24 protein-coding genes, 1 tRNA gene and 1 riboswitch are annotated in these 23,341 nt (G+C 60.6%); of the genes, 12 read left to right on the top strand and 13 right to left on the bottom strand.

Annotated elements, in window-relative coordinates; translation table 11 throughout:
- Positions 1-13 precede the first annotated feature (13 nt).
- The 6 genes from ASE04_RS01225 to ASE04_RS01200 form a co-directional block, all read right to left on the bottom strand.
- A complete protein-coding gene (locus tag ASE04_RS01225) occupies positions 14-631 on the bottom strand; it encodes a thiamine phosphate synthase (protein ID WP_056810651.1) in 618 nt (205 codons plus the stop codon).
- Positions 628-1,401, bottom strand: a complete 774-nt coding sequence (locus tag ASE04_RS01220; RefSeq protein ID WP_056810649.1) for a thiazole synthase — start codon at positions 1,399-1,401, stop codon at positions 628-630. The genes ASE04_RS01225 and ASE04_RS01220 overlap by 4 nt, the downstream gene beginning before the upstream one ends.
- A 2-nt stretch (positions 1,402-1,403) precedes the next feature.
- Complete coding sequence (gene thiS / locus ASE04_RS01215; RefSeq protein WP_056810647.1) at positions 1,404-1,601, bottom strand: sulfur carrier protein ThiS; 198 nt, start codon at positions 1,599-1,601, stop codon at positions 1,404-1,406.
- Complete coding sequence (thiO, locus tag ASE04_RS01210) at positions 1,598-2,572, bottom strand: glycine oxidase ThiO (RefSeq protein ID WP_056811297.1); 975 nt, start codon at positions 2,570-2,572, stop codon at positions 1,598-1,600. Before thiO ends, thiS begins: the two co-directional genes overlap by 4 nt.
- Before the next feature lies 1 nt (position 2,573).
- Positions 2,574-4,394 (bottom strand): phosphomethylpyrimidine synthase ThiC, encoded by a 1,821-nt coding sequence (gene thiC, locus ASE04_RS01205; protein ID WP_056810644.1) that lies wholly within the window; start codon positions 4,392-4,394, stop codon positions 2,574-2,576.
- 91 nt (positions 4,395-4,485) lie between these two features.
- A riboswitch (TPP riboswitch) is annotated at positions 4,486-4,619 on the bottom strand.
- Between the two features lie 232 nt (positions 4,620-4,851).
- Positions 4,852-4,926 (bottom strand) — tRNA-Gly (locus ASE04_RS01200).
- Positions 4,927-5,180: 254 nt separating this feature from the next.
- Between ASE04_RS01200 and ASE04_RS01195 the strand changes: the two genes are divergently transcribed.
- From ASE04_RS01195 to ASE04_RS01180, 4 genes are all read left to right on the top strand, one after another.
- Positions 5,181-5,690, top strand: coding sequence for a prolyl-tRNA synthetase associated domain-containing protein (locus tag ASE04_RS01195; RefSeq protein WP_056811294.1), 510 nt, complete (start codon positions 5,181-5,183; stop codon positions 5,688-5,690).
- Positions 5,691-5,743: 53 nt separating this feature from the next.
- Positions 5,744-6,706: a thioredoxin gene (gene trxA / locus ASE04_RS01190; protein ID WP_056810642.1), complete on the top strand. Its 963-nt coding sequence runs from the start codon at positions 5,744-5,746 to the stop codon at positions 6,704-6,706.
- Between the two features lie 102 nt (positions 6,707-6,808).
- Positions 6,809-7,480, top strand: coding sequence for an LON peptidase substrate-binding domain-containing protein (locus tag ASE04_RS01185; RefSeq protein WP_056810639.1), 672 nt, complete (start codon positions 6,809-6,811; stop codon positions 7,478-7,480).
- 8 nt (positions 7,481-7,488) lie between these two features.
- Complete coding sequence (locus ASE04_RS01180; protein WP_056810636.1) at positions 7,489-7,677, top strand: Trm112 family protein; 189 nt, start codon at positions 7,489-7,491, stop codon at positions 7,675-7,677.
- A 12-nt stretch (positions 7,678-7,689) separates the two neighbouring features.
- Here the strand turns inward: ASE04_RS01180 and ASE04_RS01175 are convergent, their stop codons facing one another.
- Complete coding sequence (locus ASE04_RS01175) at positions 7,690-8,937, bottom strand: ubiquinone biosynthesis hydroxylase (RefSeq protein ID WP_274533857.1); 1,248 nt, start codon at positions 8,935-8,937, stop codon at positions 7,690-7,692.
- Between the two features lie 53 nt (positions 8,938-8,990).
- Here ASE04_RS01175 and tesB point away from each other — a divergent pair, with 53 nt between their 5' ends.
- The 6 genes from tesB (at position 8,991) to xth (ending at position 16,508) form a co-directional block, all read left to right on the top strand.
- The gene (gene tesB / locus ASE04_RS01170) at positions 8,991-9,875 is read left to right on the top strand and encodes an acyl-CoA thioesterase II (RefSeq protein WP_056810629.1); all 885 of its coding nucleotides are present in this window, start codon (positions 8,991-8,993) and stop codon (positions 9,873-9,875) included.
- 210 nt (positions 9,876-10,085) lie between these two features.
- Positions 10,086-10,436: a P-II family nitrogen regulator gene (locus ASE04_RS01165; protein WP_056810626.1), complete on the top strand. Its 351-nt coding sequence runs from the start codon at positions 10,086-10,088 to the stop codon at positions 10,434-10,436.
- Between the two features lie 28 nt (positions 10,437-10,464).
- The gene (locus tag ASE04_RS01160; protein WP_056810623.1) at positions 10,465-11,829 is read left to right on the top strand and encodes an ammonium transporter; all 1,365 of its coding nucleotides are present in this window, start codon (positions 10,465-10,467) and stop codon (positions 11,827-11,829) included.
- Positions 11,830-12,068: 239 nt separating this feature from the next.
- The gene (locus ASE04_RS01155; protein ID WP_056810619.1) at positions 12,069-14,741 is read left to right on the top strand and encodes an FtsK/SpoIIIE family DNA translocase; all 2,673 of its coding nucleotides are present in this window, start codon (positions 12,069-12,071) and stop codon (positions 14,739-14,741) included.
- A 137-nt stretch (positions 14,742-14,878) separates the two neighbouring features.
- Positions 14,879-15,553, top strand: a complete 675-nt coding sequence (locus ASE04_RS01150) for an outer membrane lipoprotein carrier protein LolA (protein WP_056810616.1) — start codon at positions 14,879-14,881, stop codon at positions 15,551-15,553.
- Positions 15,554-15,704: 151 nt separating this feature from the next.
- The gene (gene xth / locus ASE04_RS01145; protein ID WP_056810613.1) at positions 15,705-16,508 is read left to right on the top strand and encodes an exodeoxyribonuclease III; all 804 of its coding nucleotides are present in this window, start codon (positions 15,705-15,707) and stop codon (positions 16,506-16,508) included.
- Positions 16,509-16,514: 6 nt separating this feature from the next.
- Here xth and ASE04_RS01140 read toward each other — a convergent pair whose 3' ends face one another.
- Complete coding sequence (locus tag ASE04_RS01140; RefSeq protein WP_056810610.1) at positions 16,515-16,970, bottom strand: cyclic nucleotide-binding domain-containing protein; 456 nt, start codon at positions 16,968-16,970, stop codon at positions 16,515-16,517.
- On the bottom strand, positions 16,970-17,653 hold the full coding sequence (locus ASE04_RS01135) for a response regulator transcription factor (RefSeq protein WP_056810607.1): 684 nt from the start codon (positions 17,651-17,653) through the stop codon (positions 16,970-16,972). Before ASE04_RS01135 ends, ASE04_RS01140 begins: the two co-directional genes overlap by 1 nt.
- A gap of 140 nt (positions 17,654-17,793) precedes the next feature.
- On the opposite strand from ASE04_RS01135, the gene ASE04_RS01130 reads away from it, so the two are divergent.
- Both ASE04_RS01130 and ASE04_RS01125 read left to right on the top strand, forming a co-directional pair.
- Positions 17,794-18,342: a L,D-transpeptidase family protein gene (locus tag ASE04_RS01130; RefSeq protein WP_082597218.1), complete on the top strand. Its 549-nt coding sequence runs from the start codon at positions 17,794-17,796 to the stop codon at positions 18,340-18,342.
- A gap of 137 nt (positions 18,343-18,479) precedes the next feature.
- Entirely contained in the window at positions 18,480-19,310 is an 831-nt protein-coding gene (locus ASE04_RS01125) for an aldo/keto reductase (RefSeq protein WP_056810604.1), read from the top strand.
- A gap of 83 nt (positions 19,311-19,393) precedes the next feature.
- Here ASE04_RS01125 and ASE04_RS01120 read toward each other — a convergent pair whose 3' ends face one another.
- The 4 genes from ASE04_RS01120 to ASE04_RS01105 form a co-directional block, all read right to left on the bottom strand.
- Entirely contained in the window at positions 19,394-19,918 is a 525-nt protein-coding gene (locus ASE04_RS01120; RefSeq protein ID WP_156408674.1) for a SixA phosphatase family protein, read from the bottom strand.
- Between the two features lie 103 nt (positions 19,919-20,021).
- Positions 20,022-21,431, bottom strand: coding sequence for a 3-isopropylmalate dehydratase large subunit (gene leuC / locus ASE04_RS01115; protein WP_056810599.1), 1,410 nt, complete (start codon positions 21,429-21,431; stop codon positions 20,022-20,024).
- Between the two features lie 239 nt (positions 21,432-21,670).
- Positions 21,671-22,492 carry an amino acid ABC transporter permease gene (locus tag ASE04_RS01110; RefSeq protein ID WP_056811287.1) on the bottom strand — a complete coding sequence of 274 codons (822 nt, stop codon included), beginning with the start codon at positions 22,490-22,492 and terminating at the stop codon, positions 21,671-21,673.
- Between the two features lie 22 nt (positions 22,493-22,514).
- Positions 22,515-23,312, bottom strand: a complete 798-nt coding sequence (locus tag ASE04_RS01105) for a transporter substrate-binding domain-containing protein (RefSeq protein ID WP_056810595.1) — start codon at positions 23,310-23,312, stop codon at positions 22,515-22,517.
- Positions 23,313-23,341 lie beyond the last annotated feature (29 nt).

The following is a 23,341-nucleotide window of genomic DNA, read 5'->3' as shown; positions in this document are numbered from 1 at the left end:
CATGTTGAAACGGTCAGCGCAAATCAATCCTTTTTGAGTTGGTTGCCGCGATCCATTGTCGCGTTCTTTTTTCGGGGTTCTCGTTCAAGGTTATATCGGTCACGACAGCGGCGCTGTCGGCACCGTGCTCGAAGACGCCGTCGATGCGATCAAGATTCAGCCCGCCGATCGCAACAAGCGGCAGATCGCCGACAAGTGATCTCCAGTGATGAAGCCGCTCCAGACCCTGGGGAGCCCATTTCATCTGCTTGAGTATCGTCGCGTAAATGGGGCCGAGCGCGATATAATCGGGCTCCGCGGCAAGGGCTTCCGTCAGTTCTGCGGCATCGTGGGTGGAGACGCCGAGCTTCAGGCCCGCGCTTCGGATCGCTCCGAGGTCAGCGTCCAAAAGATCCTCCTGCCCGAGATGGACGAAGTCGCAGCCCTCCTCGATCGCAAGATGCCAGTAGTCGTTGACGATCAACTGGCATCGATTGGCGGCACAGATTGCCTTTGCGTTGCGAATCTCCTTGCGCAGTTCCGTTTCGCCGCGGTCCTTGATCCGCAACTGCACGAGTTTGACACCGAGCGGCACGAGGCGGGCTATCCACTCCGAAGTGCCGACGATCAGATAAAAGGGATCGAGTTTCATGCAAAAACTGCCTTTCCGATGACGGGTGTGGACGGCACCGCCATGTCGCGGGGTTCGAGCATTCCGGCTTCGTAGGCTTGCCGTCCTGCGTCGATCGCTTTCGCGAAGGCGCCCGCCATGGCCACGGGATCGCCGGCGCCGGCAACAGCCGTATTGAGCAGGACGGCATCGAAGCCCAGCTCCATGACCGCCGTCGCGTGCGATGGCCGCCCGATGCCAGCGTCCACAATAAGCGGAACTTCGGGGAAGTGGGCGCGCATCGCCCTCAACGCCGACGGGTTGAGCGGGCCGGCGGCACTGCCGATCGGTGCGCACCAGGGCATCAATACCCTGCAGCCTGCTTCCAGCAGCCGCTCGCCCACGACGAGGTCATCAGTCGTGTAGGGGAAGACCTCGAAGCCTTCGCCGGTCAGGATGCGGGCGGCTTCGACGAGGCCGAAAACATCAGGCTGCAGCGTGTCGTGATTGCCGATGACTTCCAGCTTGATCCAGTTCGTCGCGAAGACCTCGCGCGCCATCTTCGCCGTCAGCACGGCTTCCGATACGCCGTGGCAGCCGGCGGTGTTCGGCAGAACGCGGACGCCGAGCCCTCGGATCATCTCGAAGAAGGCGCCGCCGTTGCGGCCGCCCGCAGCTTCCCGGCGAAGAGAAACCGTCACGATTTCCGTTTGCGACTGGCGGACCGCTTCGGCGAGCTTAACGAGCGAGGGGTACCGGGCGGTGCCCAACAGCAGACGGGATTCGACGTCTACTCCATAGAATGTAGGCATCGTTAGCCTCCCTGCATCGGAGACAGGATTTCGACCCTGTCGTCGTCGTTGAGTGCATAATCCTGGCGATCCTCGCGATGGACGAGTTCGCCGTTCACCGCGGTTGCCAGCCAGTCGCCCTCGTAGTCCAGCGACGTCAGCAACTCTGATAGCGTCGATACTTCGTTGTCCTGGGGCTCTCCATTGACGATCAATTTCATAGGGATCTCTCTCCTCTCGGGTGGTCGCTGAAGGCAAGATTCACGGCTTCCGCCGCCATCGTCGGCGCCAGCAGGAAGCCGTGCCGGTAGAGCCCGTTCAGGGTGATGACGTTGCCGTTGCGGGCGACGTGCGGGAAATTGTCTGGGAATGTCGGCCGAATGCCGGCACCGGTTTCCGTCAAGGTGGCATCGGCAAAAGCCGGATGCACGGCATAAGCCGCATTCAGCAGTTCCATCAGAGACCGGGCGGAAATCGGGTCTGAAAATTCCGCCTCGATCATCGTGGCACCGACCATGAAGAGACCATTGCCGCGTGGAACGATATAGACGGGAATGCGCGGATGCAGCAGGCGGACGGGCCGGGCAAGCGAGATTTCGTCGGTCTTGAGGTAGAGCATCTCGCCCCTGACGCCACGCAGGCCAGGGAGGGTTCCGATGCGGGTCGCGCCGGTGCAATCGATGACGCGATCGTAGCCGTCGTCCTCGTCGGTTTCGGTTGTGAAGATAGCGCCCGCAGCCGCGAGATTGGTGCGGAGCGCCGTCAGAATCTGCCGCGGATCGAGATGGGCTTCGCGCGGGAAGAACAGGCCCTCGCGAAAGCGACCAGCAAGACTGGGCTCGAGCGCGGCGATCTCTGCTTCGTCAACCCATCGATACCCTGTCGTCCGGCCAGCGAACCGCTTCAGCTCGCCGTAGTCGCGCGGTGGCGCCACCACCAGCGTGCCGTTTCTCGTCACTAGTTCTGGCAGGATGGCTTCCCAGCGGTCCGGGGCGTCCTCACCTCTTTTCAGCACCTGGGCGTCAGCGCTTTCGCGCTCGCACCATGGCGCGAGCATTCCACCGGCTAGCCAGGAGGCAGCGCTGGCGAAGTTCGTTTGCGGGTTGACCACCACCACGTCGGCGCCACGTTTTTGCAATTCCCATGCGACGGTGAGGCCGGCGATGCCGGCCCCTTTGACGAGGACACGCATCTCAGCCGGCCGTGCTGGCATCGACTGCCATGTAGAGGTCGCCGCCGTCCCGGTACTTCGCCGCCATGGCGTCCAGCCCTTCCTTTTGCGCCTCGGCGCGGATGTCGTGGGAAATCCGCATCGAGCAGAATTTCGGGCCGCACATGGAGCAGAAATGCGCGACCTTGTGTGCCTCCTTGGGCAGCGTCTCGTCGTGGAAGCTGCGGGCGGTCTCCGGGTCGAGCGAGAGGTTGAACTGATCCTCCCAGCGGAACTCGAAGCGGGCGCGCGACAGCGCATCGTCGCGCAGCTGGGCGGCCGGGTGTCCCTTGGCGAGATCGGCGGCGTGGGCGGCTATCTTGTAGGTGATGACGCCGGTTTTCACGTCGTTGCGATCGGGCAGGCCGAGATGCTCTTTCGGCGTGACGTAGCAGAGCATCGCGGTGCCGAACCAGCCGATCATCGCCGCACCGATGCCTGAGGTGATGTGGTCGTAGCCCGGCGCGATATCGGTCGTCAGCGGCCCGAGCGTGTAGAAGGGGGCCTCGCCGCAGACGGCGAGCTGCTTGTCCATGTTTTCCTTGATCTTGTGCATCGGCACATGGCCGGGGCCTTCGATCATAACCTGGCAATCCCTGGCCCAGGCGATCTTCGTCAGTTCGCCCAGCGTTTCCAGTTCGGCGAATTGCGCGGCGTCGTTGGCGTCGGCGATCGAGCCGGGGCGCAGGCCGTCGCCCAGCGAGAAGGAGACGTCATAGGCGCGGCAGATGTCGCAGATCTCCTCGAAATGCTCGTAGAGGAAGCTCTCGCGGTGGTGATGAAGACACCACTTGGCCATGATCGAGCCGCCGCGCGAGACGATGCCGGTAACGCGGTTGACGGTCAGCGGGATGTAGTGAAGCCGCACGCCGGCATGGATGGTGAAATAGTCGACGCCCTGTTCGGCCTGCTCGATCAACGTGTCGCGATAAACCTCCCAGGTCAGGTTCTCGGCAATGCCCTCGACCTTCTCCAGCGCCTGGTAGAGCGGCACGGTGCCTATCGGCAGCGGCGAGTTGCGGATGATCCATTCGCGGATGTTGTGGATGTTGCGGCCGGTGGAGAGGTCCATGACGGTATCGGCGCCCCAGCGCGCCGCCCAGACCATCTTCTCGACCTCTTCGGCCATCGAGGAGGTGACGGCGGAGTTGCCGATATTGGCATTGATCTTCACCAGGAAGTTTCTGCCGATGATCATCGGTTCGGCTTCCGGGTGGTTGATGTTGGCGGGGATGATGGCGCGGCCGGCGGCCACTTCCTGGCGCACGAATTCCGGGGTGACGTGGTCGGGGATATGAGCGCCGAAGCTCTCGCCGTCCCGGATCATGGCCTCGGCCTGCGCCTTCCGGCCGAGATTTTCGCGGATCGCGATGAACTCCATCTCCGGCGTGATGATGCCGGCGCGGGCATAGGCGAGCTGGGTCACGGCCTTGCCGTCCCTGGCGCGCAGAGGTTGGCGCTTTGCCGGGAATTCGGGCGTTAGCCGCTCGCCGCTGGCAAAGCCGTTGTCTTCGGGGCGCACCTGCCGGCCGTCATAGGCCTCGACGTCACCACGGGCGAGAACCCAGTCGCGCCGCAGCGCGGGCAGGCCGCGCTCGATGCTGATATCGGCGCCTTCGACGGTGTAGATGCCGGACGAATCATAGACCGTGACCGGCGGCTCGCCGGAGGTGGGGTGGACGCTGATCTCGCGCATGGGAACGCGGATATCGGGGTGGATGTCACCTGGGACGTAGATCTTGCGGGAGGCCGGCAGCGGGCCTGTGGTAACTGTTGGGGTGATGGTCTTTGCGGCGATATTCATGGTTTGAGGCTCCAAGTTTTCGATTGGAGACCCAGTCATCAGCCGGAATGATGAAAAGACGCCGGCACGGATTCCATGCGGGAATCCCGGCCTTCGAGCGCTTGCACCGTCCCTACGCCAGTATGAACTGGATCAGGTTCAACGGGTCACTGCGCCACGAAAAGGCCTAGGCCATATCGTCCAGCAGTATCTCAGCCCCTTGCCGGGACCCCCCTGGTGAATGCCTCAACGGTAGGCCGGGTGATACGAATCGTCAAGCGCCGGTCAGGTGACATGACGCTATCCGATGAGGAGCGACGACGAAGAGGCTACGGCGATCTACGGAAAATATATATGGAAATCAGATGCTTATAAATATTTGCCAAAAGATATGAGCTTGCAGGTGGTGCCACTTCGGCAAAGCCCAAAAAGACAAAATCCTCGGGGAACCGAGGATTACAGCGTCTTTAGGAAAATTTGGAGCGGGCGAAGGGGTTCGAACCCTCGACCCCAACCTTGGCAAGGTTGTGCTCTACCACTGAGCTACACCCGCTCATAAATCCATCGGCCTGTGGTAGTCGTTGGGGCCGTTGGCGCCACCTTGCGGCGACGGGCGCTATATCGCCCAAACGATTTTCAAATGCAACAGGGAAATGACGCAAAGGCGAAGAAAAATATCCAGCTCAGACACGGATCTGTCGAGAAGGCCGCAAATGCAGGCGAAAGCGACGGGTGCAAACATTGCAAAAGATCGGCACGAGACTTAATCAGGACCTGTATCACCGCTACACCCAGACAGGACTCGAAATGACCGACGTCACACCCAAGACCGCCGACGATCTATTCACGTTTCTGGATGGGCTGGGGATCAAGCACAGCACGAAGACGCATGCTCCCGTCTTCACCGTTGCCGAATCGGTTGCCCTGCGAGACGAAATTCCAGGTGGGCACACGAAGAACCTGTTCGTAAAGGACAAGAAGGACCAGTTTTTCCTGCTCACGGTCGAAGAAAACGCAGCTGTCGACCTGAAGACGGTCCATACGCTGATCGGCGCAGCGAGCAAGGTGTCCTTCGGCAAGCCGGAAAAGCTTCTTGAGTATCTCGGCGTCCTGCCCGGGTCGGTGACCGCGTTTGGCGCGATCAATGACGGCGGCGGCAATGTGACCTTCGTGCTCGATGCGGATCTGATGAAGGAAGAGATCATCAACTGCCACCCGCTTTCGAACGACGCCACGACGTCGATCGGCAGCGCGGACCTCGTTCGATTTATGGAAGCGACGGGCCACAAGCCGCTTGTCTTGAAAGTGACGTCCTGACATACGATTTTAGCGCTAGAAAAGCCGGCTGACCGGCACGGCGGGAGATACCCATGAGCGGCAACGACAACCCTTACAGCAATTCCTATGGCCAGATGTCCGCTTCGGCGAGCTTCGGCGCGGCGCCGACGGCTGCCGGGGGCTATATCAAGGACACGACCACCGCGACTTTCGCGAAGGATGTCATCGAGGAGTCCCGTAACCAGCCGGTGCTCGTCGATTTCTGGGCGCCGTGGTGCGGTCCCTGCAAGCAGCTCACGCCCGTTATCGAGAAGGTCGTGAATGAGGCAGAGGGACGCGTCAAGCTGGTGAAGATGAACATCGACGATCATCCGTCGATCGCTGGACAGCTTGGCATTCAGTCCATCCCGGCGGTCATCGCATTCGTCGGCGGACGTCCGGCGGATGGTTTCATGGGGGCGGTTCCTGAAAGCCAGATCCGCGAATTCATCGATCGTTTTGCCGGTCCGGCCGGCGCTGATCAGGCGGCCGAGATCGAGGCTGTGTTGAAGGAGGCTGACGAGCTGCTCGTCGGTGGAGACGTCAACGGTGCCGCGCAGCTCTACGGCGCCGTCATGCAGGCGGATCCCGACAATGCCAAGGCCCTTGCCGGCATGGCAAACTGCATGATTGCCGCAAATCAGCACGAGCAGGCCCGTGAGGCGCTCACCGAACTTCCCGAAACGATTGCCAGCGATGCCGCAATACAGGCGGTTCTCAAAAAGCTTGAGCAGATCGAAGAGGCCCGGAAGCTCGGCGATCCGGTTGCGCTCGAACAAGAGCTTGCGAACGATCCGGACGCCCACGAAGCCCGACTGAAGCTTGCGAAGATCCGCAACGTCGAGGGTATGAGAGACGAGGCGGCGGACCATCTGCTCTACATTATGCGCAAGGACCGCAGCTTTGACGACGACGGTGCTCGCCGCCAGTTGCTGCAGTTTTTCGACGTTTGGGGCTTCAAGGATCCGGCGACGGTTGCTGCCCGCCGCAAGCTTTCGGCGATGCTCTTCTCGTAAGTTTATCGTATTGACCCTTGCGTTTTCGGAGGCGTACTCCACATTTCCGTAGGTGCGGGCGCGGGGCTTTTTCCGCCCCGCCATTATGCGGGACCAGCCTTCATGCAAGTGGGGAATGCTAGATATCTCAAGTCCGGTGATCTGCCTGATGCGATCGCCGTGTTTCCTCTGGCGGGTGCGCTGTTGCTGCCCACCGGTCAGCTGCCGCTCAATATTTTCGAGCCACGCTATCTTGCGATGTTCGATGCGGCACTTACCGGGAATCGACTGATCGGAATGGTTCAGCCGGCGCTTGGCGAAAGCGATGAGCGGCATGGTGAAGCCAACCTCGCGTCCGTTGGTTGTGTTGGCCGAATCACATCCTTTGCCGAAACCGGGGATGGCCGGTACATCGTTTCTCTGACCGGCATCTGCCGTTTTCGGCTGCTGGAGGAGAAAGAGACGCATAATCCCTTCCGAATCTTCCGGATCGCGCCTTTTATCGCCGACCTTTCTGCCCGCGACGAGGAAGACGCGGTGGACCGCGCAGCGCTTCTGACGGCCTTCAAGGCCTATCTCGACGCGAACAAGCTGGAAGCGGACTGGGAGAGCGTCGAGCGTGCCAGCAATCTGACGCTGGTAAACTCGCTTGCGATGATGTCGCCCTTCGGGCCGGCGGAGAAGCAGGCGCTTCTGGAGGCGCCCGATTTGAGGACGCGGGCTGAAACGCTGATTGCCATCACGGAGATCGTCTTGGCGCGCGTCTTCGGTGACTCCGACACCGTTCTGCAGTAAGAACGGCGATGGACGAAAAACTAAGCCGCGTCGATCCCAAGCTGCTTGAGTTGTTGGTGTGCCCTTTGACCAAGGGGCGCCTGACATACGATCGCGAGCACAACGAACTCGTTTCGGAAAAAGCACGGCTCTCCTATCCGATCCGTGACGGAATTCCGATCATGCTGGTGTCCGAGGCACGCCGTCTCGACGACTGAAGCCGAAAGGCTTTAGATCGTTTGTCCGGCGAGCAGTCTCGGATTATCCGGGGCCGTGGTGCCGGCAGCCTGGCCGATGAAGAAGGATTTGAGACCGGGCAAGCGTTCGACGATCCCGAGGCCGACATCGCGGGCAAGGCGAATGGGCGCCAGATCGTTGGAAAACAGTCGGTTCAGCACATCCGTGGTCACGCCCATGCGGAACGTGTCGAAGCGCCGCCATGCCTGGTAGCGTTCAAGCGTATTGATCGAGCCGATGTCGAGGCCGAGCCGATCGGCTTCGACGATCGTTTCGGCAAGAGCGGCCACGTCCTTGAAGCCGAGGTTCAGACCTTGGCCCGAAATCGGATGGATGCCGTGGGCCGCGTCGCCGGCAAGCGCAAGGCGCGGCGCGACGAAGGCGCGCGCAAGCGTCAGGCCAAGCGGGAAGGCGCGCTTGTCGCCGACGACCTTGACGGCGCCGAGCTTATGCCCGAAGCGGCGCTCCAGTTCCTCTTCGAAAACGAGATCGTCCGAGCGCACCAGCCGGGCGGCCTCCTGCGTCGATTCCGTCCACACCAGCGAGGATCTGTTGTTCTTCAATGGCAGGATGGCAAAAGGGCCGGCGGGCAGGAAATGCTCTTCGGCGCAGCCGTTGTGCGGCCGCTCGTGCTCGACCGTCGCCACGATGCCGGATTGGCCGTAGTCCCAGCTGACGGTCTTGATGCCGGCGAGTTCGCGGACATGGGAGCGGACGCCGTCGCACGCGACCACCAGTCGCGCCTCGATGGTCTCGCCGTTGGAGAGGCTGATTTCGGCGTGGGTGTCGCCACTGTTCAGGCCGGTCGCACTCACCCCGTGGAGGATTTCGATGCCCAGGCGCTCGCAAGCACCCCGAAGGGCGCGGACCAGTGAGAGATTCGGAACCATGTGCGCAAACGGCCGTCCATCCTGGACCTCGCCGTCGAAGGTGAGAAAGACCGGCCGGACCGGATCCGATGTCTTCGAGTCGGTCACGATCATCTTGTTGATCGGCTGGGCGTCCGGCTCGATCTCATTCCAGATGCCGAAAACCTCGAGCATTTTCGTCGCCGCCGCAATGATCGCCGAGGCGCGCATATCTTTTTCCCAAGCGCCGGCGGGAGCGGCCTCGACGATGGCGACATTCAGGTGCGGGGCCGCTTGCTTGACCGCCACGGCAGCCGAAAGGCCGACATAACCCGCACCAACAACCAGCATGTCCCGCATAGCGTCCCGTTCCGTTCCTTGTGAATATCGTATTGATCTATATAGATCATCGGCACCGCACTTCCTACGTCCGGAGCCCTACAAAAATGACGCACAGCACCGAAAGGCCGACGGCGATGGAGACGCTTCTATCGACGCTCGACCTCGAACCGATCGAGGTGGACATTTTCCGCGGGGTGAGCCCGCAGGTCGGTTGGCAGCGTGTGTTCGGTGGCCAGGTCATCGCACAAGCGCTGATGGCGGCGCAGCGAACCGTCGAGCGCGAACGTCTCGTGCATTCGCTTCATTCCTATTTCATGCGGCCGGGGGATCCCTCGGTGCCGATCGTTTATCAAGTCGAGCGCATTCGCGATGGTTCCAGCTTCAACACGCGCCGCGTCGTGGCCATCCAGCATGGAAAAGCGATCTTCGCGCTTTCGGCGTCTTTCCAGATCGAGGAGCCGGGCTTCGATCACCAGATCACCATGCCTGACGTACCGATGCCGGATGCATTGCTCGACGAGCAGCAGATCGCCAGGCAATATCTCGCGAACGCGCCGGCGGCGATCCGCAAATACTGGGAGCGCGAGCGGCCGATCGAGATCCGCCCGGTATCGCTTACACACTATTTCTCCGACAAGAAGCTCGATCCGGTGCAGCATGTCTGGGTGCGCGCGACGGGGCCGGTGCCAGATGATCGGCTCTATCAGGCCTCGGTGCTTGCCTACTTGTCGGACATGACGCTGCTCGATACTTCGCTTTACCCGCACGGCACGTCGATCTTCAATCAGACGATTCAGGTGGCAAGCCTTGATCATTCCATGTGGTTTCACCGGCCGATACGGTTTGACGACTGGCTGCTGTTCACGCAGGACAGCCCTTCCGCATCCGGAGCGCGAGGGCTGACGCGTGGTAGTCTCTTTGCGCGAGATGGTGTCCTGATTGCGTCGGTCGCTCAGGAGGGTCTGATTCGCAAAAGGGCAAATGAATAATTTATGTGCATATTTGCACATTTGGGTATTTTTTAAGCGATTATCGCGCGGTCATTTGCCTCATTATTGGCTATCCATTTTATAATCTTTATTTTTCAATAACTTAGTTTCCATATCGAATCTGGCACGCCCCTTGAATGTATATCCCCGGTCGCTGTTGGTGAACGTCAGCGGCAAGGAGAGTCGGCTCCGCGCCGAGGATAATCAAGGATGGGAAACCAGATGAAAATTGTGATGGCCATTATCAAGCCGTTTAAGCTCGATGAGGTCCGCGAGGCCCTCACGGCAATCGGCATTCAGGGCCTGACCGTAACCGAAGTAAAGGGCTACGGGCGCCAGAAGGGACATACCGAAATTTACCGCGGCACCGAGTACGCGGTCAGCTTCCTGCCGAAGCTCAAGATCGAAATCGCCGTCGCGTCCGAACTCGTCGACAAGGCGGTTGAAGCCATCGCGTCGTCGGCCAAGACCGGCCAGATCGGCGACGGCAAGATCTTCGTCTATTCGATCGACCATGCCGTGCGCATTCGTACGGGCGAAACCGACGCAGAAGCGCTGTAAGAACGACAGAGCAAGGAGCTTTTTTCCAATGTCAATTTCGAAGTTTTCTTCCCATTTTGCGCGGCTCGGCGCTGCGTCCGCTGCGCTCCTCGCGCCGGTCGTCGCCTTTGCCCAGGATGCAGCCACCGCAGCTGCTCCGGCTGCTGCTGCCGCTCCGGTTCCGGACAAGGGCGATACTGCCTTTATGTTCATTTCCACCCTGCTCGTTCTCTTCATGATCCTGCCGGGCCTCGCTCTTTTCTACGGCGGTCTCGTCCGTGCGAAGAACATGCTCTCCGTTCTGATGCAGTGCACGATGGTTGCCGCCGTCCTGATGCTCATCTGGGTCATCTACGGTTACTCCTTCGCATTCGGCGGTTCCGACAGCCCCTATTGGGGCGGTACGGCGAAGCTCTTCCTCGCCGGCGTAACGAAAGACTCGACGGCAGCGACCTTCTCGCAGGGCGTGGTCATTCCTGAGTTCATCTTCGCGATGTTCCAGATGACCTTTGCCGCCATCACGCCTGCCCTGATCGTCGGCGCCTTCGCCGAGCGCATCAAGTTCTCCGCAGTCGTACTGTTCTGCGCATTGTGGGCAACGTTCGTCTACTTCCCGATCGCTCACATGGTCTGGGACGCAAACGGCCTGCTCTTCAAGATGGGCGCTCTCGACTTCGCCGGCGGCACGGTCGTTCACATCAACGCCGGCGTTGCCGGTCTGATCGGTGCGATCATGGTCGGCAAGCGCACTGGCTACGGCAAGGACATGATGGCTCCGCACTCGATGACGCTGACCATGGTCGGTGCATCCATGCTGTGGTTCGGCTGGTTCGGCTTTAACGCCGGCTCCAACCTCGAAGCCTCGGGCGGTGCAATGCTTGCAACGGTCAACACCTTCGTTGCCACGGCTGCTGCCATCGTTTCGTGGGCAGGCGTCGAAACGCTTACCCGCGGCAAGGCTTCGATGCTCGGTGGCGCTTCCGGTATGGTTGCCGGCCTCGTTGCCATCACGCCTGCCGCCGGTATCGTCGGTCCGATGGGCGCGATCGTCATGGGTCTCCTCGTCTCGCCGCTTTGCTACTTCTTCGTCTCCGTCGTGAAGAACAAGTTCGGATACGACGATACGGCTGATGTCTTCGGCGTTCACGGCATTGGCGGCATGTTCGGCGCAATCGCAACCGGCGTATTCGCAAGCGCGTCGCTTGGTGGCGTCGGCTATGCCGAAGGCGTTACGATGAGCGGCCAGGTCGTCACGCAGCTGACGGCGATCGTCACCACCATCGTCTGGTGCGGTATCGGTTCTGCCATCCTCTACAAGCTCGTCGACGTTGTTGTCGGCCTGCGTGTCCCGGTCGAAGCCGAGCGCGAAGGTCTCGATCTCGCAACGCACGGCGAAGCCGCGTACCACTCCTAACAAGGGCTTACGGCGCCTGATCTTGGCGCCGCTAAACATCCCGTCGCGGCCTATTCGTCAAGTTTAAGCCGCCTTTGGCCCGAGCCCCACGGTTCGGGCCTTTTTATTTGCGTGATGCAAGATGTGGGTATCGGATGGTTAACATCGCTTTAACTGTCCTTTGATTAGGTAGAGCGGACGCATTGGGCGCGAACCGTTTCGCGATTCGCACGCTTTCCAGGCATTGGACGGGTAAACACATGGCAAGAAGCACATCGCCAGCAATGGATGGCCGGCCGGAACGTTTCTCCCTGTCGGGGTTCATGTTCCGACAGGCCCAGACCCTTTTGGGTTTCGCTATCTTTCTGCTGCTTGCGCTGGCGATCGCAGCACTGGCGACGTGGAATGTGGCCGATCCGAGCTATTCCTACGCGACTGGCAACGAACCGACCAATATACTGGGCTACGGTGGCGCGGCTTTTGCCGATATCCTCATGCAGTTCTTCGGCCTCGCAAGCGTGGTGGCGTTGCTGCCTGTGGTCGCCTGGGCACTCGCGCTCATCTCGGGACGCCGGCTTAGCCGGATTCCCGCCAGAGCAGCCGCCTGGGGTCTCGGATCGGTCCTTGCTTCCGCGGTACTCGGCTGTTTCCCGCCGCCGCTGACCTGGCCTATTCCGAACGGCATCGGCGGCGTGATCGGCGATATGATCCTGCGGTTTCCGGCGCTCTTCGTCGGCGCCTATCCGACCGGTGCGTTCGCAACGGCCGTCGGCTGCGTCTTTGCCGTTCCCACCGCGTGGATGATGCTGTTTGCGGCCGGTCTCGTTGGGCGCACAGAAGAAGAAGAGGCCGAGGACGAAGCCGAGCAGTATGAGGCAAGCCGTTCAAAACTTCGTTCCGTCGGTGACGACGAAGAGGATGAAGATGATGGCGGCGGCTGGCTCGCATTTGGTGCGCTGACCCACGCCTGGTACATGAGCCAGGCCCGCATGCGGCGGCTTTTCGGCATAAAGCCGCGCAAGCGCCAGCACGATGATTTCGAATCGCCGTACGATTTCAATGACGATGAATTCGGCAAGATGAACGAGCCCGTTCGCGCCAAGGCGCCGTCGGCACGCGGCGAACGGATGGATCCGTCGATGGAGCCACGCGCCGCCTCGCAGCGCCGGATCGTCTCCGCTCCTTCGATCTCGCTCAATGACGAGGACGAGGATGATGACGGTTCGTTCGATGCCGACATGCCTCCGCGCCCCGCTGATATCCTGCCTGATGACGACGACTGGATGATGCGTGCGCCGGCGAAACAGACCGGTGGCAAGGCGCAGCCAAGAGTTTCGCAGCCGACAGGCCGCCCGAAGCCGGGCGCCCGTTCGGATCGCGAGCAACAGGGTTCGTTCATTCGTCCGGAGGGTTTCCAGCTTCCTTCGATGCATCTGCTCGCAGAGCCGAAGAATGTCGTGCGCGACTCGACACTGTCCGCAGATGCGCTGGAGCAGAATGCTCGCATGCTCGAGGGCGTGCTGGAAGATTTCGGCGTCAAGGGCGAGATCATTCACGTTCGGCCGGGCCCTGTGGTTACCCTCTACGAACTGGAGCCTGCTCCGGGCATCAAGTCGTCGCGGGTGATCGGCCTTGCCGACGATATCGCCCGTTCGATGAGCGCGATCGCCGCTCGCGTGGCCGTCGTGCCGGGTCGTAACGCCATCGGTATCGAACTGCCGAATTCCACTCGCGAAACGGTGTATCTGCGCGAGCTCATCGCATCGCGCGATTTCGAGGGTTCGAAGGCGAAGCTCGCAATGGCTCTCGGCAAGACGATCGGCGGCGAAGCCGTCATCGCCGATCTCGCCAAGATGCCGCACTTGCTGGTGGCCGGGACGACCGGTTCGGGTAAGTCCGTCGCCATCAACACGATGATTCTCTCGCTGCTCTATCGCATGACGCCGGAGCAATGCCGATTGATCATGATCGATCCGAAGATGCTGGAACTCTCGGTCTATGACGGGATTCCGCATCTTCTGTCGCCTGTCGTCACCGATCCGAAAAAGGCCGTCGTCGCGCTCAAGTGGACCGTCCGCGAGATGGAAGAGCGCTACAAGAAGATGTCGAAGATCGGCGTGCGCAACATCGACGGCTTCAACAGCCGCGTCGAGCAGGCGCTGGCCAAGGGCGAGGTCATTTCGCGCACCGTTCAGACCGGCTTCGACCGGCAGACGGGCGAGGCGATGTACGAGACCGAAGAGTTCGATTTGCAGCCGATGCCATACATCGTCGTCATCATCGACGAAATGGCGGACCTGATGATGGTTGCGGGCAAGGACATCGAAGGCGCCGTGCAGCGCTTGGCGCAGATGGCGCGTGCCGCCGGCATTCACGTGATCATGGCAACGCAGCGCCCATCGGTCGATGTCATCACCGGCACGATCAAGGCGAACTTCCCGACCCGCATCTCCTTCCAGGTGACGTCGAAGATCGACAGCCGTACGATCCTTGGCGAACAGGGCGCCGAACAGCTGCTCGGCATGGGCGACATGCTCTATATGGCAGGTGGTGGTCGCATCCAGCGCGTCCACGGCCCGTTTGTTGCCGACATGGAAGTCGAGGAGATCGTCTCCTACCTGAAGACGCAAGGGTCGCCTCAGTATCTCGACGCCATCACGGCCGATGACGACGAGGACGGCGAGTATGGCGCCGGACCGGCCGGTACCTCCAACCTCGGCGATTCGGATGATCCCTACGACCAGGCTGTGGCCATCGTTTTGCGTGACGGAAAGGCTTCGACGTCGTATATTCAACGCAGACTTGGCATCGGCTACAACAGAGCCGCATCGCTGATCGAGCGGATGGAGCAGGAGGGCATCATCGGACCGGCGAACCATGCCGGGAAGCGGGAAATCCTCGTTCCGACCGAAGGCGATGTTCTCGACCGTTGAGCGTCCGATTTTTTTCATGCCGAAGCGGACTTCACGGAAACCTGATCGCTCTGAAAACGTTAGCTTTGGCGGTCCCGTGAACACGCCTTGAAGACGCCGCGTTTCGACAGCATTCAGACTGCATAAAGGAGACCTAAATGACAAACTCCGATTCCTTCCTGGATCGCATTCTGCTGACGCGGCGCCATATGCTGGGCGCTATGGCTGTCGCTGCGGCGTCCACAGCCTTGCCGGTCAATCTTTTCGCGCAGGCAGCGGCGGCTGCGTCCAACAACGCTACCGCGCAGGCGATCGCGGACCATTTCTCGAGCGTCGCGTCCATGCAGGGCGAGTTCGTTCAGTTCGGTCCGCGCGGCGAGCAGACCGGCGGGAAATTCTTTATCCAGCGCCCCGGCAAGCTTCGCTTCAACTATGATGATCCGTCGCCGATCAGGGTGATCGCCGACGGCAAGAACGTCGCGATCGGCAATATGAAGCTGAAGACCTGGGACCTCTATCCGCTGTCAAAGACACCGCTCAGCCTTCTCCTGGCGCAGCGTATCGACCTCTCGGCCGGTTCGGTGAAAAGCGTCAAGCAAGAGTCGGATCTGACGACCATCGCGCTCGGCAACAACACGGTTTTCGGCAATTCGACGATCACGATGATGTTCGACCCGAAAACCTACGACCTGCGGCAGTGGACGATTACGGACAATCAGGGCAAGGACACGTCCGTCATGGTGTTCAACGTCAAGACCGGCATGCAGTTCGACGACAAGGTCTTCCGTGTGCCTTACGAAGTCATCCCGGGTACAGCCGCCTACCGCGACTGACCCCGGGCACAGCCGGCTATCGCGACTAATTCCGCGCCCAACGCTGTTTCCAAAGCGCCCCTCCAGTGGGGCGCTTTTTCTTTGCGCGCGCGTTCCCTCGGCTCGATCTTTGCTCTAAAGGCAAGACCGAAAACGTCTCAAGGGTATCCGCATGAGCTTCTCGATTACCACCTGGAATATCAATTCTGTCCGGCTGCGCATGCCGATCGTCGAGCAGTTCGTCCTCAAGCACAAACCCGATATCATCTGCCTGCAGGAAACCAAGGTTCCGAACGAGCTCTTCCCGGCGGCGCCGTTGCGCGCGATGGGTTATGAACACATCATTATCCATGGCCAGAAGGGCTATCATGGCGTAGCGATCGCCTCGCGCATTCCATTGACGGAAGACCACCGGCAGGATTACTGCAAGGTGGGAGATGCGCGCCACATATCGGCTGTGTTCGAGCGTGGCGGCAGGCGCGTGCGACTTCATAATTTCTATGTGCCGGCCGGCGGTGACGAGCCGGATCGCGCCATCAACCCGAAATTCGGCCACAAGCTCGACTTCATCGAAGAGATGAAACTGCTGAAGGCAAATGGTGAGGCGAACACCTCGGCGATCCTCGTCGGCGATCTGAATATCGCGCCGCTGGAGCACGATGTGTGGTCGCACAAGCAGTTGCTGAAGATCGTCAGCCATACGCCCGTCGAGACCGAAGGGCTGTTGGAAATCATGCGCCGCGGCGCTTGGCTCGATCTGATGCGGCATCACGTTCCGGAAAGCGAGAAGCTTTATACGTGGTGGAGCTACCGCGCCAAGGACTGGGAGGCTGCCGACCGCGGGCGCCGTCTCGACCACATCTGGTCATCGCAGGACCTGGGGCCGCACCTGAAGCGTATCGAGATCTTCAAGGAGGCGCGCGGCTGGGAGCGTCCATCGGACCACGTACCGGTTACCGCGCACTTCGATTTCTGAGGTTCGTCAGGCGAAACGGTGAAGTTCCGCTGCCGCCCTGGCGGCAAGCGCCGCGATGTTGTCGCGAATTCGGTTCTCGATCAGCAGCGCGGCGTCGGGATATTCCTCGATCAGACGATGGAACAGCGGACGGGTAATCCTGATGATCCCCGTATCCTCCGTCGCAACGGCCGTGAACTTGCGTTCGACCAGAGTGATCAGAGCCAGCTCTGAAAGTAGTGTCCCTGCGCCCACCACCGCCTGCACTTCCGGTTGGCCGTCGCGGCCCGTGCGGCTGAGCTCGATGCGCCCGCTGAGAACGACGTAGGCGCTCTCGGCGGGGGAGCCTTCCCGAAACAGCATCTGCCCGGCTGAAATCACCCGACGATCGGCGCCGAAAGCGATCAGTCGCAGCTGGTCCTCCGACATGCCGCCGAAGAGAGCTATCTGCGACAGCAGCCGGATATCGTCGTTAAGAGCCATTACGGAATGATCTTGTAGCCGCCGTTTTCCGTCACCAGAATTTCGGCGTTTGAGGGATCGCGCTCGATCTTCTGGCGCAGGCGATAAACGTGGGTCTCCAGGGTGTGCGTCGTGACGCCGGAATTGTAGCCCCAGACTTCCTCGAGAAGCACGTCACGGGTGACGACCTTCTGCTCCGCCCGGTAAAGATAGCGAATAATCGCCGCCTCTTTCTCGGTGAGCCGTATTTTCTGGCCGTTTTCCAGGGTCAGCAACTTCTGGCTCGGCTTGAAAACATACGGGCCGACATTGAAGGTGGCGTCTTCGCTCTGCTCATGCTGGCGAAGTTGCACGCGGATACGGGCAAGAAGCACGGCGAAACGGAACGGCTTTGTTATATAGTCGTTGGCGCCGGCTTCCAGGCCGAGGATCGTGTCGGAATCGGTATCGTGGCCGGTCAACATGATGATCGGCGCCTTGAGGCCGCCCTTGCGCAGAAGCTTCACCGCCTCGCGCCCATCCATATCCGGCAAACCAACGTCCATGATCAGAAGATCGATCGGTGTCGCGCGCGCTTTCTCAACGCCCTTCGTGGCCGTCGTCTCCTGGAGAACCGTAAACTCTTCGTAGAGGGAAAGCTGCTCCGTGAGAGTCTCGCGGAGGTCGTCGTCGTCATCCACCAAAAGGATGGTGCGTGCGGTCATGCGGCTCAAATCCTCACCTTCGGCTTCCTAGTCGTACGCCAATTTCGATCATTGGCAAAGATCGGAAGACCAAGCGTTGTCGTATATTCTGCTATATGATTTCAATCGATCCCCAAGCAATGCAAAGACATGTGAGAAAGATGGAAAAAACAAGGCGGACGCGAACTATACAGTCAACGATGATTATCGTTCGTCCCGCACCGCGCAATAAAAGCCGTGCACTGATCCAATTCGATACGCTAAGGATCCCTGCAGCCATCGGTCGTTCCGGCCGAACAGTCACGAAGCTGGAGGGTGACGGAGCAACGCCGATTGCCTCGATGAGGATCCTCCATGGCTTTCGTCGCGGGGAGAAGCCGCACCACCTTCAAACGCCGCTTTCCCTCCGGCGTATCGGTGCCAAGATGCTGTGGTGCGACCAGCCTGATCATCCAAGCTACAATCGCCTCGTCAAGGCGCCGTTTCGGCCGAGCCACGAGGAGATGAAGCGGGCGGATGGGCTATACGACGTCTGCCTGGTGCTCGATTGGAATGTCCGTTCGCGAGCTCGCAATCGTGGCTCTGCAATCTTCTTTCATCTGATCAGACCCGGCTACGAACCGACCGCCGGCTGCGTCGCCGTTCATCCGCGTGACATGCGCCGTCTGCTACCTTTCATGCGCAAGGGTACCGTCGTTCGCGTTCTCTAGAACCGGGGGATGATAAACGGCGATTGGCGACCTATATGCGTCTCGACCGGCGTCGGGGCTTAAAGGCGCGCAGGCAAGCCCGTTGCACGACGAGCTCAAACACGCCCGTGCAATTCTGAGTTTTTGGAGAGAAAACAGTGGCACAACAACCCGTCATTACCTTCCACGATGGAAACACTATTCCGCAAGTTGGCCTCGGTGTGTGGCGCACGCCCGCCGATATCGCAGCGCCCACCGTTCGCACCGCGATTGCAGCCGGCTATCGTCACGTCGATACCGCCGCTATCTATGAAAACGAGGACGGGGTTGGAGAGGGGATCAAGTCGTCCGGCGTGCCGCGGAGCGACATTTTCCTCACCACCAAGCTCTGGAACGACAATCAGGGCTACGATGCGACGCTCACGGCGTTCGACAAGAGCCTGAAACGCCTCGGGACCGACTATGTGGATCTCTATCTCATTCACTGGCCGGCGCCGACGCGCAACCGCTACGTCGATACGTGGAAGGCCTTCATCCAGCTGAAGAAGGATGGGCGTGCCCGGTCGATCGGCGTATCGAATTTCTATCCGGAGCATATAGACCGTCTCGTTGCCGAAACGGGCGTCGTTCCCGTCATCAATCAGATCGAACTTCATCCCGACTTTCAGCAGAAGGCTTCGCAGGCCGCGCACAAGAAGCTTGATATCGCGACCCAATCCTGGAGCCCGCTCGGCCAGGGCAAGCTGATCGACCATCCCGTCATCGGCGGAATTGCCAGGAAGCACGGAAAAACACCGGCTCAGACGATTGTTCGCTGGCACATGGACAGCGGGCTGGTGGTGATCCCCAAGTCCGTCACGCCGTCGCGTATCGAAGAGAATTTTCAGGTGTTCGACTTCGCGCTCGATGACGACGACATGGCGGCGATTGCCAAGCTCGATGATATCGGTGCTCGCATGGGGCCAGACCCCAAGACAGCGACTTTCTGAAGCTCACGGGCGGCGTAGTGCGCCGCCTCTCCACTCACGCTCAGAACTCTGAGAGATCTGAGGTCGCGCCCGATGTCGCAACGTCAGCCAAGCATTCGTGGGGTCACGAACGATTCGAGGTGACCGCTCGATGGCAACAGAGTTTGCCACGCTTTTACGCGGATCACGGCAAGGCCAGCGGTCGGGAATTTCTCGGCCATACGCGTTCGCGCACCAAGGTCACCCCCGCCGACAAGATCCAATGCAAAATCCTGGAGGCCGGGATTATGGCCGATGACCAGCAGGCTTTCGACGGATGGGTCGATGGATCGCAGCAAGGTGGCAATGGCACTTGCGTCGGCCTCGTAAAGATCTGCGGCGTCACGTTTTGTCGGGGCTTTCGGAAGGCTGGCGGCGAGGAGGTCCCAGGTTTCCTGGGTGCGCCGTGCCGTGGATACCAGCGCAAGGTCTGGGCGGATCTTGTGATCGGCCATGAAGGCAGCGATCAGAGGTGCAGCTTTTCGGCCGCGTTCGGCGAGCGGGCGATCGTGGTCGTCCATGCCGTCAGGCCAGGCTGATTTAGCGTGGCGGAGCAGATAGAGATGGCGTGCGTTCTGTTTGCTGCTCATGAGGCTCATCCGAAATTGGCGGCCTCGGGCGTGCCGCAACGGCAACGACTTTTGCAAAGTCCCGAGAAGGGCGCCTCTCCCCGATGGGGAGAGGCAATTTCGATTAGTTCCAGTCGCGGATGTCGACGAAGTGGCCAGCAATCGCTGCCGCTGCGGCCATTGCCGGAGAAACAAGGTGCGTGCGGCCCTTGAAGCCCTGGCGGCCTTCGAAGTTGCGGTTCGAGGTGGAAGCGCAACGCTCGCCCGGCTTCAGGCGGTCGTCGTTCATGGCGAGACACATGGAGCAACCCGGCTCACGCCAGTCGAAGCCGGCCGCCTTGAAGATCTTGTCCAGGCCTTCCGCTTCCGCCTGTTCCTTCACGAGGCCGGAGCCCGGAACGATCATGGCGCTGACGGTCGCGGCGACGGTCTTGCCCTCGACGACCTTGGCAACTTCGCGCAGATCCTCGATACGGCCGTTCGTGCAGGAGCCGATGAAGACGCGGTCCAGTGTGATGTCGGTCATCTTGGTGCCGGGCTTCAGGCCCATGTAGTCAAGCGCGCGCCACTTGGAGGTGCGCTTGTTCTCGTCCTGGATCTCGTCGGGGTTCGGAACAGCGCCCTGAACGGAGATGACATCTTCCGGCGAGGAGCCCCAGGATACGATCGGCGGCAGCGAGGCGGCGTCGAGAACGACGACGCGGTCGTAATGAGCGCCTTCATCGGTCTGCAGCGTCTTCCAGTAGGCGATTGCCTGCTCCAGCGTTTCGCCCTTCGGCGCGCGTGGCTTGCCCTTGATGTACTCGAAGGTCTTTTCGTCGGGCGCGATCAGGCCGGCGCGGGCGCCGCCTTCGATCGTCATGTTGCAGATCGTCATGCGGCCTTCCATCGACAGCGCGCGGATCGCTTCGCCCGCGAATTCGATGACGTGGCCCGTGCCGCCGGCAGTTCCGATCTCGCCGATGATGGCAAGGATGATGTCCTTGGCCGTGACGTGCGGCGGAAGTTCGCCATCGACACGCACGAGCATGTTCTTGGCCTTCTTCTGGATCAGCGTCTGGGTTGCGAGAACGTGCTCGACTTCCGAGGTGCCGATGCCGTGCGCCAGCGCGCCGAAAGCGCCGTGGGTCGACGTGTGGCTGTCGCCGCAGACGATGGTCATGCCAGGCAGGGTAAAGCCCTGCTCGGGACCGACGATGTGAACGATGCCCTGGCGCTTGTCGTTCTCGGAGTAATACTCGACGTTGAATTCGGCGGCGTTGATGGCAAGCTGCTCGACCTGGATACGGCTTTCCTCGTTCTTGATGCCGAGGTGGCGGTCAGGCGAGGTCGGGACGTTGTGGTCGACGACAGCCAGAGTCTTTTCCGGTGCACGGACCTTGCGGTGGCTCATGCGCAGGCCTTCGAATGCCTGCGGAGAGGTCACTTCGTGGACCAGATGGCGGTCGATGTAGAGAAGACAGGTGCCGTCGTCCTGCTGGTCAACCAGGTGATCGTCCCAGATCTTGTCGTAGAGAGTACGCGGTGCGCTCATGGCGTTATATCCGTATTGAAGGCATGGAGAATGGGGTTTTGGCGGGTAGGGCCGCCAGCCGTAATTCGATCAACGAAGTCGGCTGTTGAGTGCACCGAATACGGACGCAAAGAAACGTGCCGGCAGGCGGTAATGATCCTGCAGCACGAAAATATGCGCGCCAATGCACTTGAACTTGCTTTCCATGTGCCGTCACATATCAATTTTTGGCGACGGCGGCAATTTGAATCATGCCGCCGCTATCGCCGGTCTCTCCTGCGCATCCGCTTCTCGACTTGTCGCAACGCAAGCGACAGGCCAATCGTCAGGATGAGATAGATGTAGGTGACGATCGAGTAGGTTTCAAAGAAGCGGAAGGAGCCGGAGGCGTAAATCTTGCCCATCTGAGTGATATCGGAGACGCCGAGCACCGAGACAAGCGAGCTGTCCTTCACCATGGCGACGAAATCGTTCGAGAGCGGAGGAAAGATCACCTTCACGGCCTGAGGGAAGGTGACGAAGCGAAAGCGGTGGTACCGCGACAGGCCGAGCGCCTTGGCGGCTTCGATCTGTCCGTGATCGACGGACTGGATGCCGGCGCGGAAGACCTCGGCGATGAACGACGAATAGCCGATCATCAGCGCGATGATCGCGCGCCACATCAGCGAGAAGTCGCGCACCAGGATCGGCTCGGCAAGTCCCAGCCGCACCAACGGCGTGATCAGGACGTTGTAGGCTGCGACGATCCCGGGAGCGCCGACGAAGGCGACGTAGAAGAGCAGCACCAGCATCGGCACGCCGCGGATCACCTCGACGTAGAAACGCGAGATCTGGCGCAGCACGACGCTGTCGGACAACCCGAGCAGTGCGATCCCGAGGCCAAGAACAATGGCAAGCACGAAGCCGATCAGCGTCACGAAGACCGTGATGCCGATGCCGTTCGCGATAGTGCGGAAGACCTGCGCGTAGATGTCGTTGGTAATGATGACGGCGGCAAGGATGAGGCCGATCGCGATGAGGGCGACCAGCCACCACGGATAGTCGCCCTTACTACGCCCGCCGGGGGGCGGCTGCGGAGCCATCATAGGGTGGCCGGAAGCGCGATCATTCGCCCATCTTGTAGTCGAGGAACCACTTTTTGTTCAGCGCATCGAACGTGCCGTCAGCCTTCAGGCTGGCAATGGCGGCGTTGACGGGCACGACAAGGTCGGCTCCCTTAGGGAAGATGAAGCCGAAGTCCTCGGTGCCGAGCGGGCCGCCGACGACCTTGAGGCCGCCGTTCGATGCGTCGACATAACCCTTGGCCGCGACGCTGTCGGTGAGAACGACATCGACGTCGCCTGCCTTCAGGGCCTGAACCGTGGCGCCGAAGGTTTCGAAGAGCTTGATACGCGGGTTCTGCTCGTTGCCGTCGAGGATTTCATAGACGGCCGTGTAGAAAGGCGAAGTGCCGGGCTGTGCGCCGACGAGGCCATCATTGAAGGCGCCGAAGGTCTTGGCGTCGCTGAAGCGCTTCTCGTCACCACGGACCAGCATGAACTGCTGCGAGCGCATGTAGGGATCGGAGAAATCCACCTTTGCCTTGCGGTCATCCTTGATGGTGATGCCGGTCATGCCGATGTTGTACTGGTTGTCGGAGACAGCCTGGATCATCGCGTCCCAGCTGGTGTTCTGGTACTCGACCTTGAAATTCAGCCGCTTGGCAATCTCGTTCATGGCGTCGTATTCCCAGCCGATCGCCTTGCCGGATTTCGGATCGACGAACTGTAGCGGCGGGTAGGCGTTCTCGGTAACGACAACGACGGTCTTGCCCTTGAGATCGGGAAGGTCTGCGGCAAAGGTCGCCAGCGGCGACAGAACGAGAGCGGTCAGTCCTGCAAGGACGGTGCGGCGGAACGGCATTAAATATCTCCCCGAAATATAGCTCGCGA

Source organism: Rhizobium sp. Root708, from assembly GCF_001429725.1.
Lineage (GTDB): Bacteria > Pseudomonadota > Alphaproteobacteria > Rhizobiales > Rhizobiaceae > Rhizobium.
The sequence above is the reverse complement of the archived record's forward strand: the minus strand, read 5'-3'. Positions and strand labels throughout refer to the sequence as shown.

Excerpts from the sequence above, each read along its gene's own strand:
- ASE04_RS01225 (WP_056810651.1), bottom strand. The coding sequence starts at position 631 with ATGAAACTCGATCCCTTTTATCTGATCGTCGGCACTTCGGAGTGGATA.
- ASE04_RS01220 (WP_056810649.1), bottom strand. The coding sequence starts at position 1,401 with ATGCCTACATTCTATGGAGTAGACGTCGAATCCCGTCTGCTGTTGGGC.
- thiS (WP_056810647.1), bottom strand. The coding sequence starts at position 1,601 with ATGAAATTGATCGTCAATGGAGAGCCCCAGGACAACGAAGTATCGACG.
- thiO (WP_056811297.1), bottom strand. The coding sequence starts at position 2,572 with ATGCGTGTCCTCGTCAAAGGGGCCGGCATCGCCGGCCTCACCGTCGCA.
- thiC (WP_056810644.1), bottom strand. The coding sequence starts at position 4,394 with ATGAATATCGCCGCAAAGACCATCACCCCAACAGTTACCACAGGCCCG.
- ASE04_RS01195 (WP_056811294.1), top strand. The coding sequence starts at position 5,181 with ATGACCGACGTCACACCCAAGACCGCCGACGATCTATTCACGTTTCTG.
- trxA (WP_056810642.1), top strand. The coding sequence starts at position 5,744 with ATGAGCGGCAACGACAACCCTTACAGCAATTCCTATGGCCAGATGTCC.
- ASE04_RS01185 (WP_056810639.1), top strand. The coding sequence starts at position 6,809 with ATGCAAGTGGGGAATGCTAGATATCTCAAGTCCGGTGATCTGCCTGAT.
- ASE04_RS01180 (WP_056810636.1), top strand. The coding sequence starts at position 7,489 with ATGGACGAAAAACTAAGCCGCGTCGATCCCAAGCTGCTTGAGTTGTTG.
- tesB (WP_056810629.1), top strand. The coding sequence starts at position 8,991 with ATGACGCACAGCACCGAAAGGCCGACGGCGATGGAGACGCTTCTATCG.
- ASE04_RS01165 (WP_056810626.1), top strand. The coding sequence starts at position 10,086 with ATGGGAAACCAGATGAAAATTGTGATGGCCATTATCAAGCCGTTTAAG.
- ASE04_RS01160 (WP_056810623.1), top strand. The coding sequence starts at position 10,465 with ATGTCAATTTCGAAGTTTTCTTCCCATTTTGCGCGGCTCGGCGCTGCG.
- ASE04_RS01155 (WP_056810619.1), top strand. The coding sequence starts at position 12,069 with ATGGCAAGAAGCACATCGCCAGCAATGGATGGCCGGCCGGAACGTTTC.
- ASE04_RS01150 (WP_056810616.1), top strand. The coding sequence starts at position 14,879 with ATGACAAACTCCGATTCCTTCCTGGATCGCATTCTGCTGACGCGGCGC.
- xth (WP_056810613.1), top strand. The coding sequence starts at position 15,705 with ATGAGCTTCTCGATTACCACCTGGAATATCAATTCTGTCCGGCTGCGC.
- ASE04_RS01140 (WP_056810610.1), bottom strand. The coding sequence starts at position 16,970 with ATGGCTCTTAACGACGATATCCGGCTGCTGTCGCAGATAGCTCTCTTC.
- ASE04_RS01135 (WP_056810607.1), bottom strand. The coding sequence starts at position 17,653 with ATGACCGCACGCACCATCCTTTTGGTGGATGACGACGACGACCTCCGC.
- ASE04_RS01130 (WP_082597218.1), top strand. The coding sequence starts at position 17,794 with ATGGAAAAAACAAGGCGGACGCGAACTATACAGTCAACGATGATTATC.
- ASE04_RS01120 (WP_156408674.1), bottom strand. The coding sequence starts at position 19,918 with ATGAGCAGCAAACAGAACGCACGCCATCTCTATCTGCTCCGCCACGCT.
- leuC (WP_056810599.1), bottom strand. The coding sequence starts at position 21,431 with ATGAGCGCACCGCGTACTCTCTACGACAAGATCTGGGACGATCACCTG.
- ASE04_RS01110 (WP_056811287.1), bottom strand. The coding sequence starts at position 22,492 with ATGGCTCCGCAGCCGCCCCCCGGCGGGCGTAGTAAGGGCGACTATCCG.
- ASE04_RS01105 (WP_056810595.1), bottom strand. The coding sequence starts at position 23,312 with ATGCCGTTCCGCCGCACCGTCCTTGCAGGACTGACCGCTCTCGTTCTG.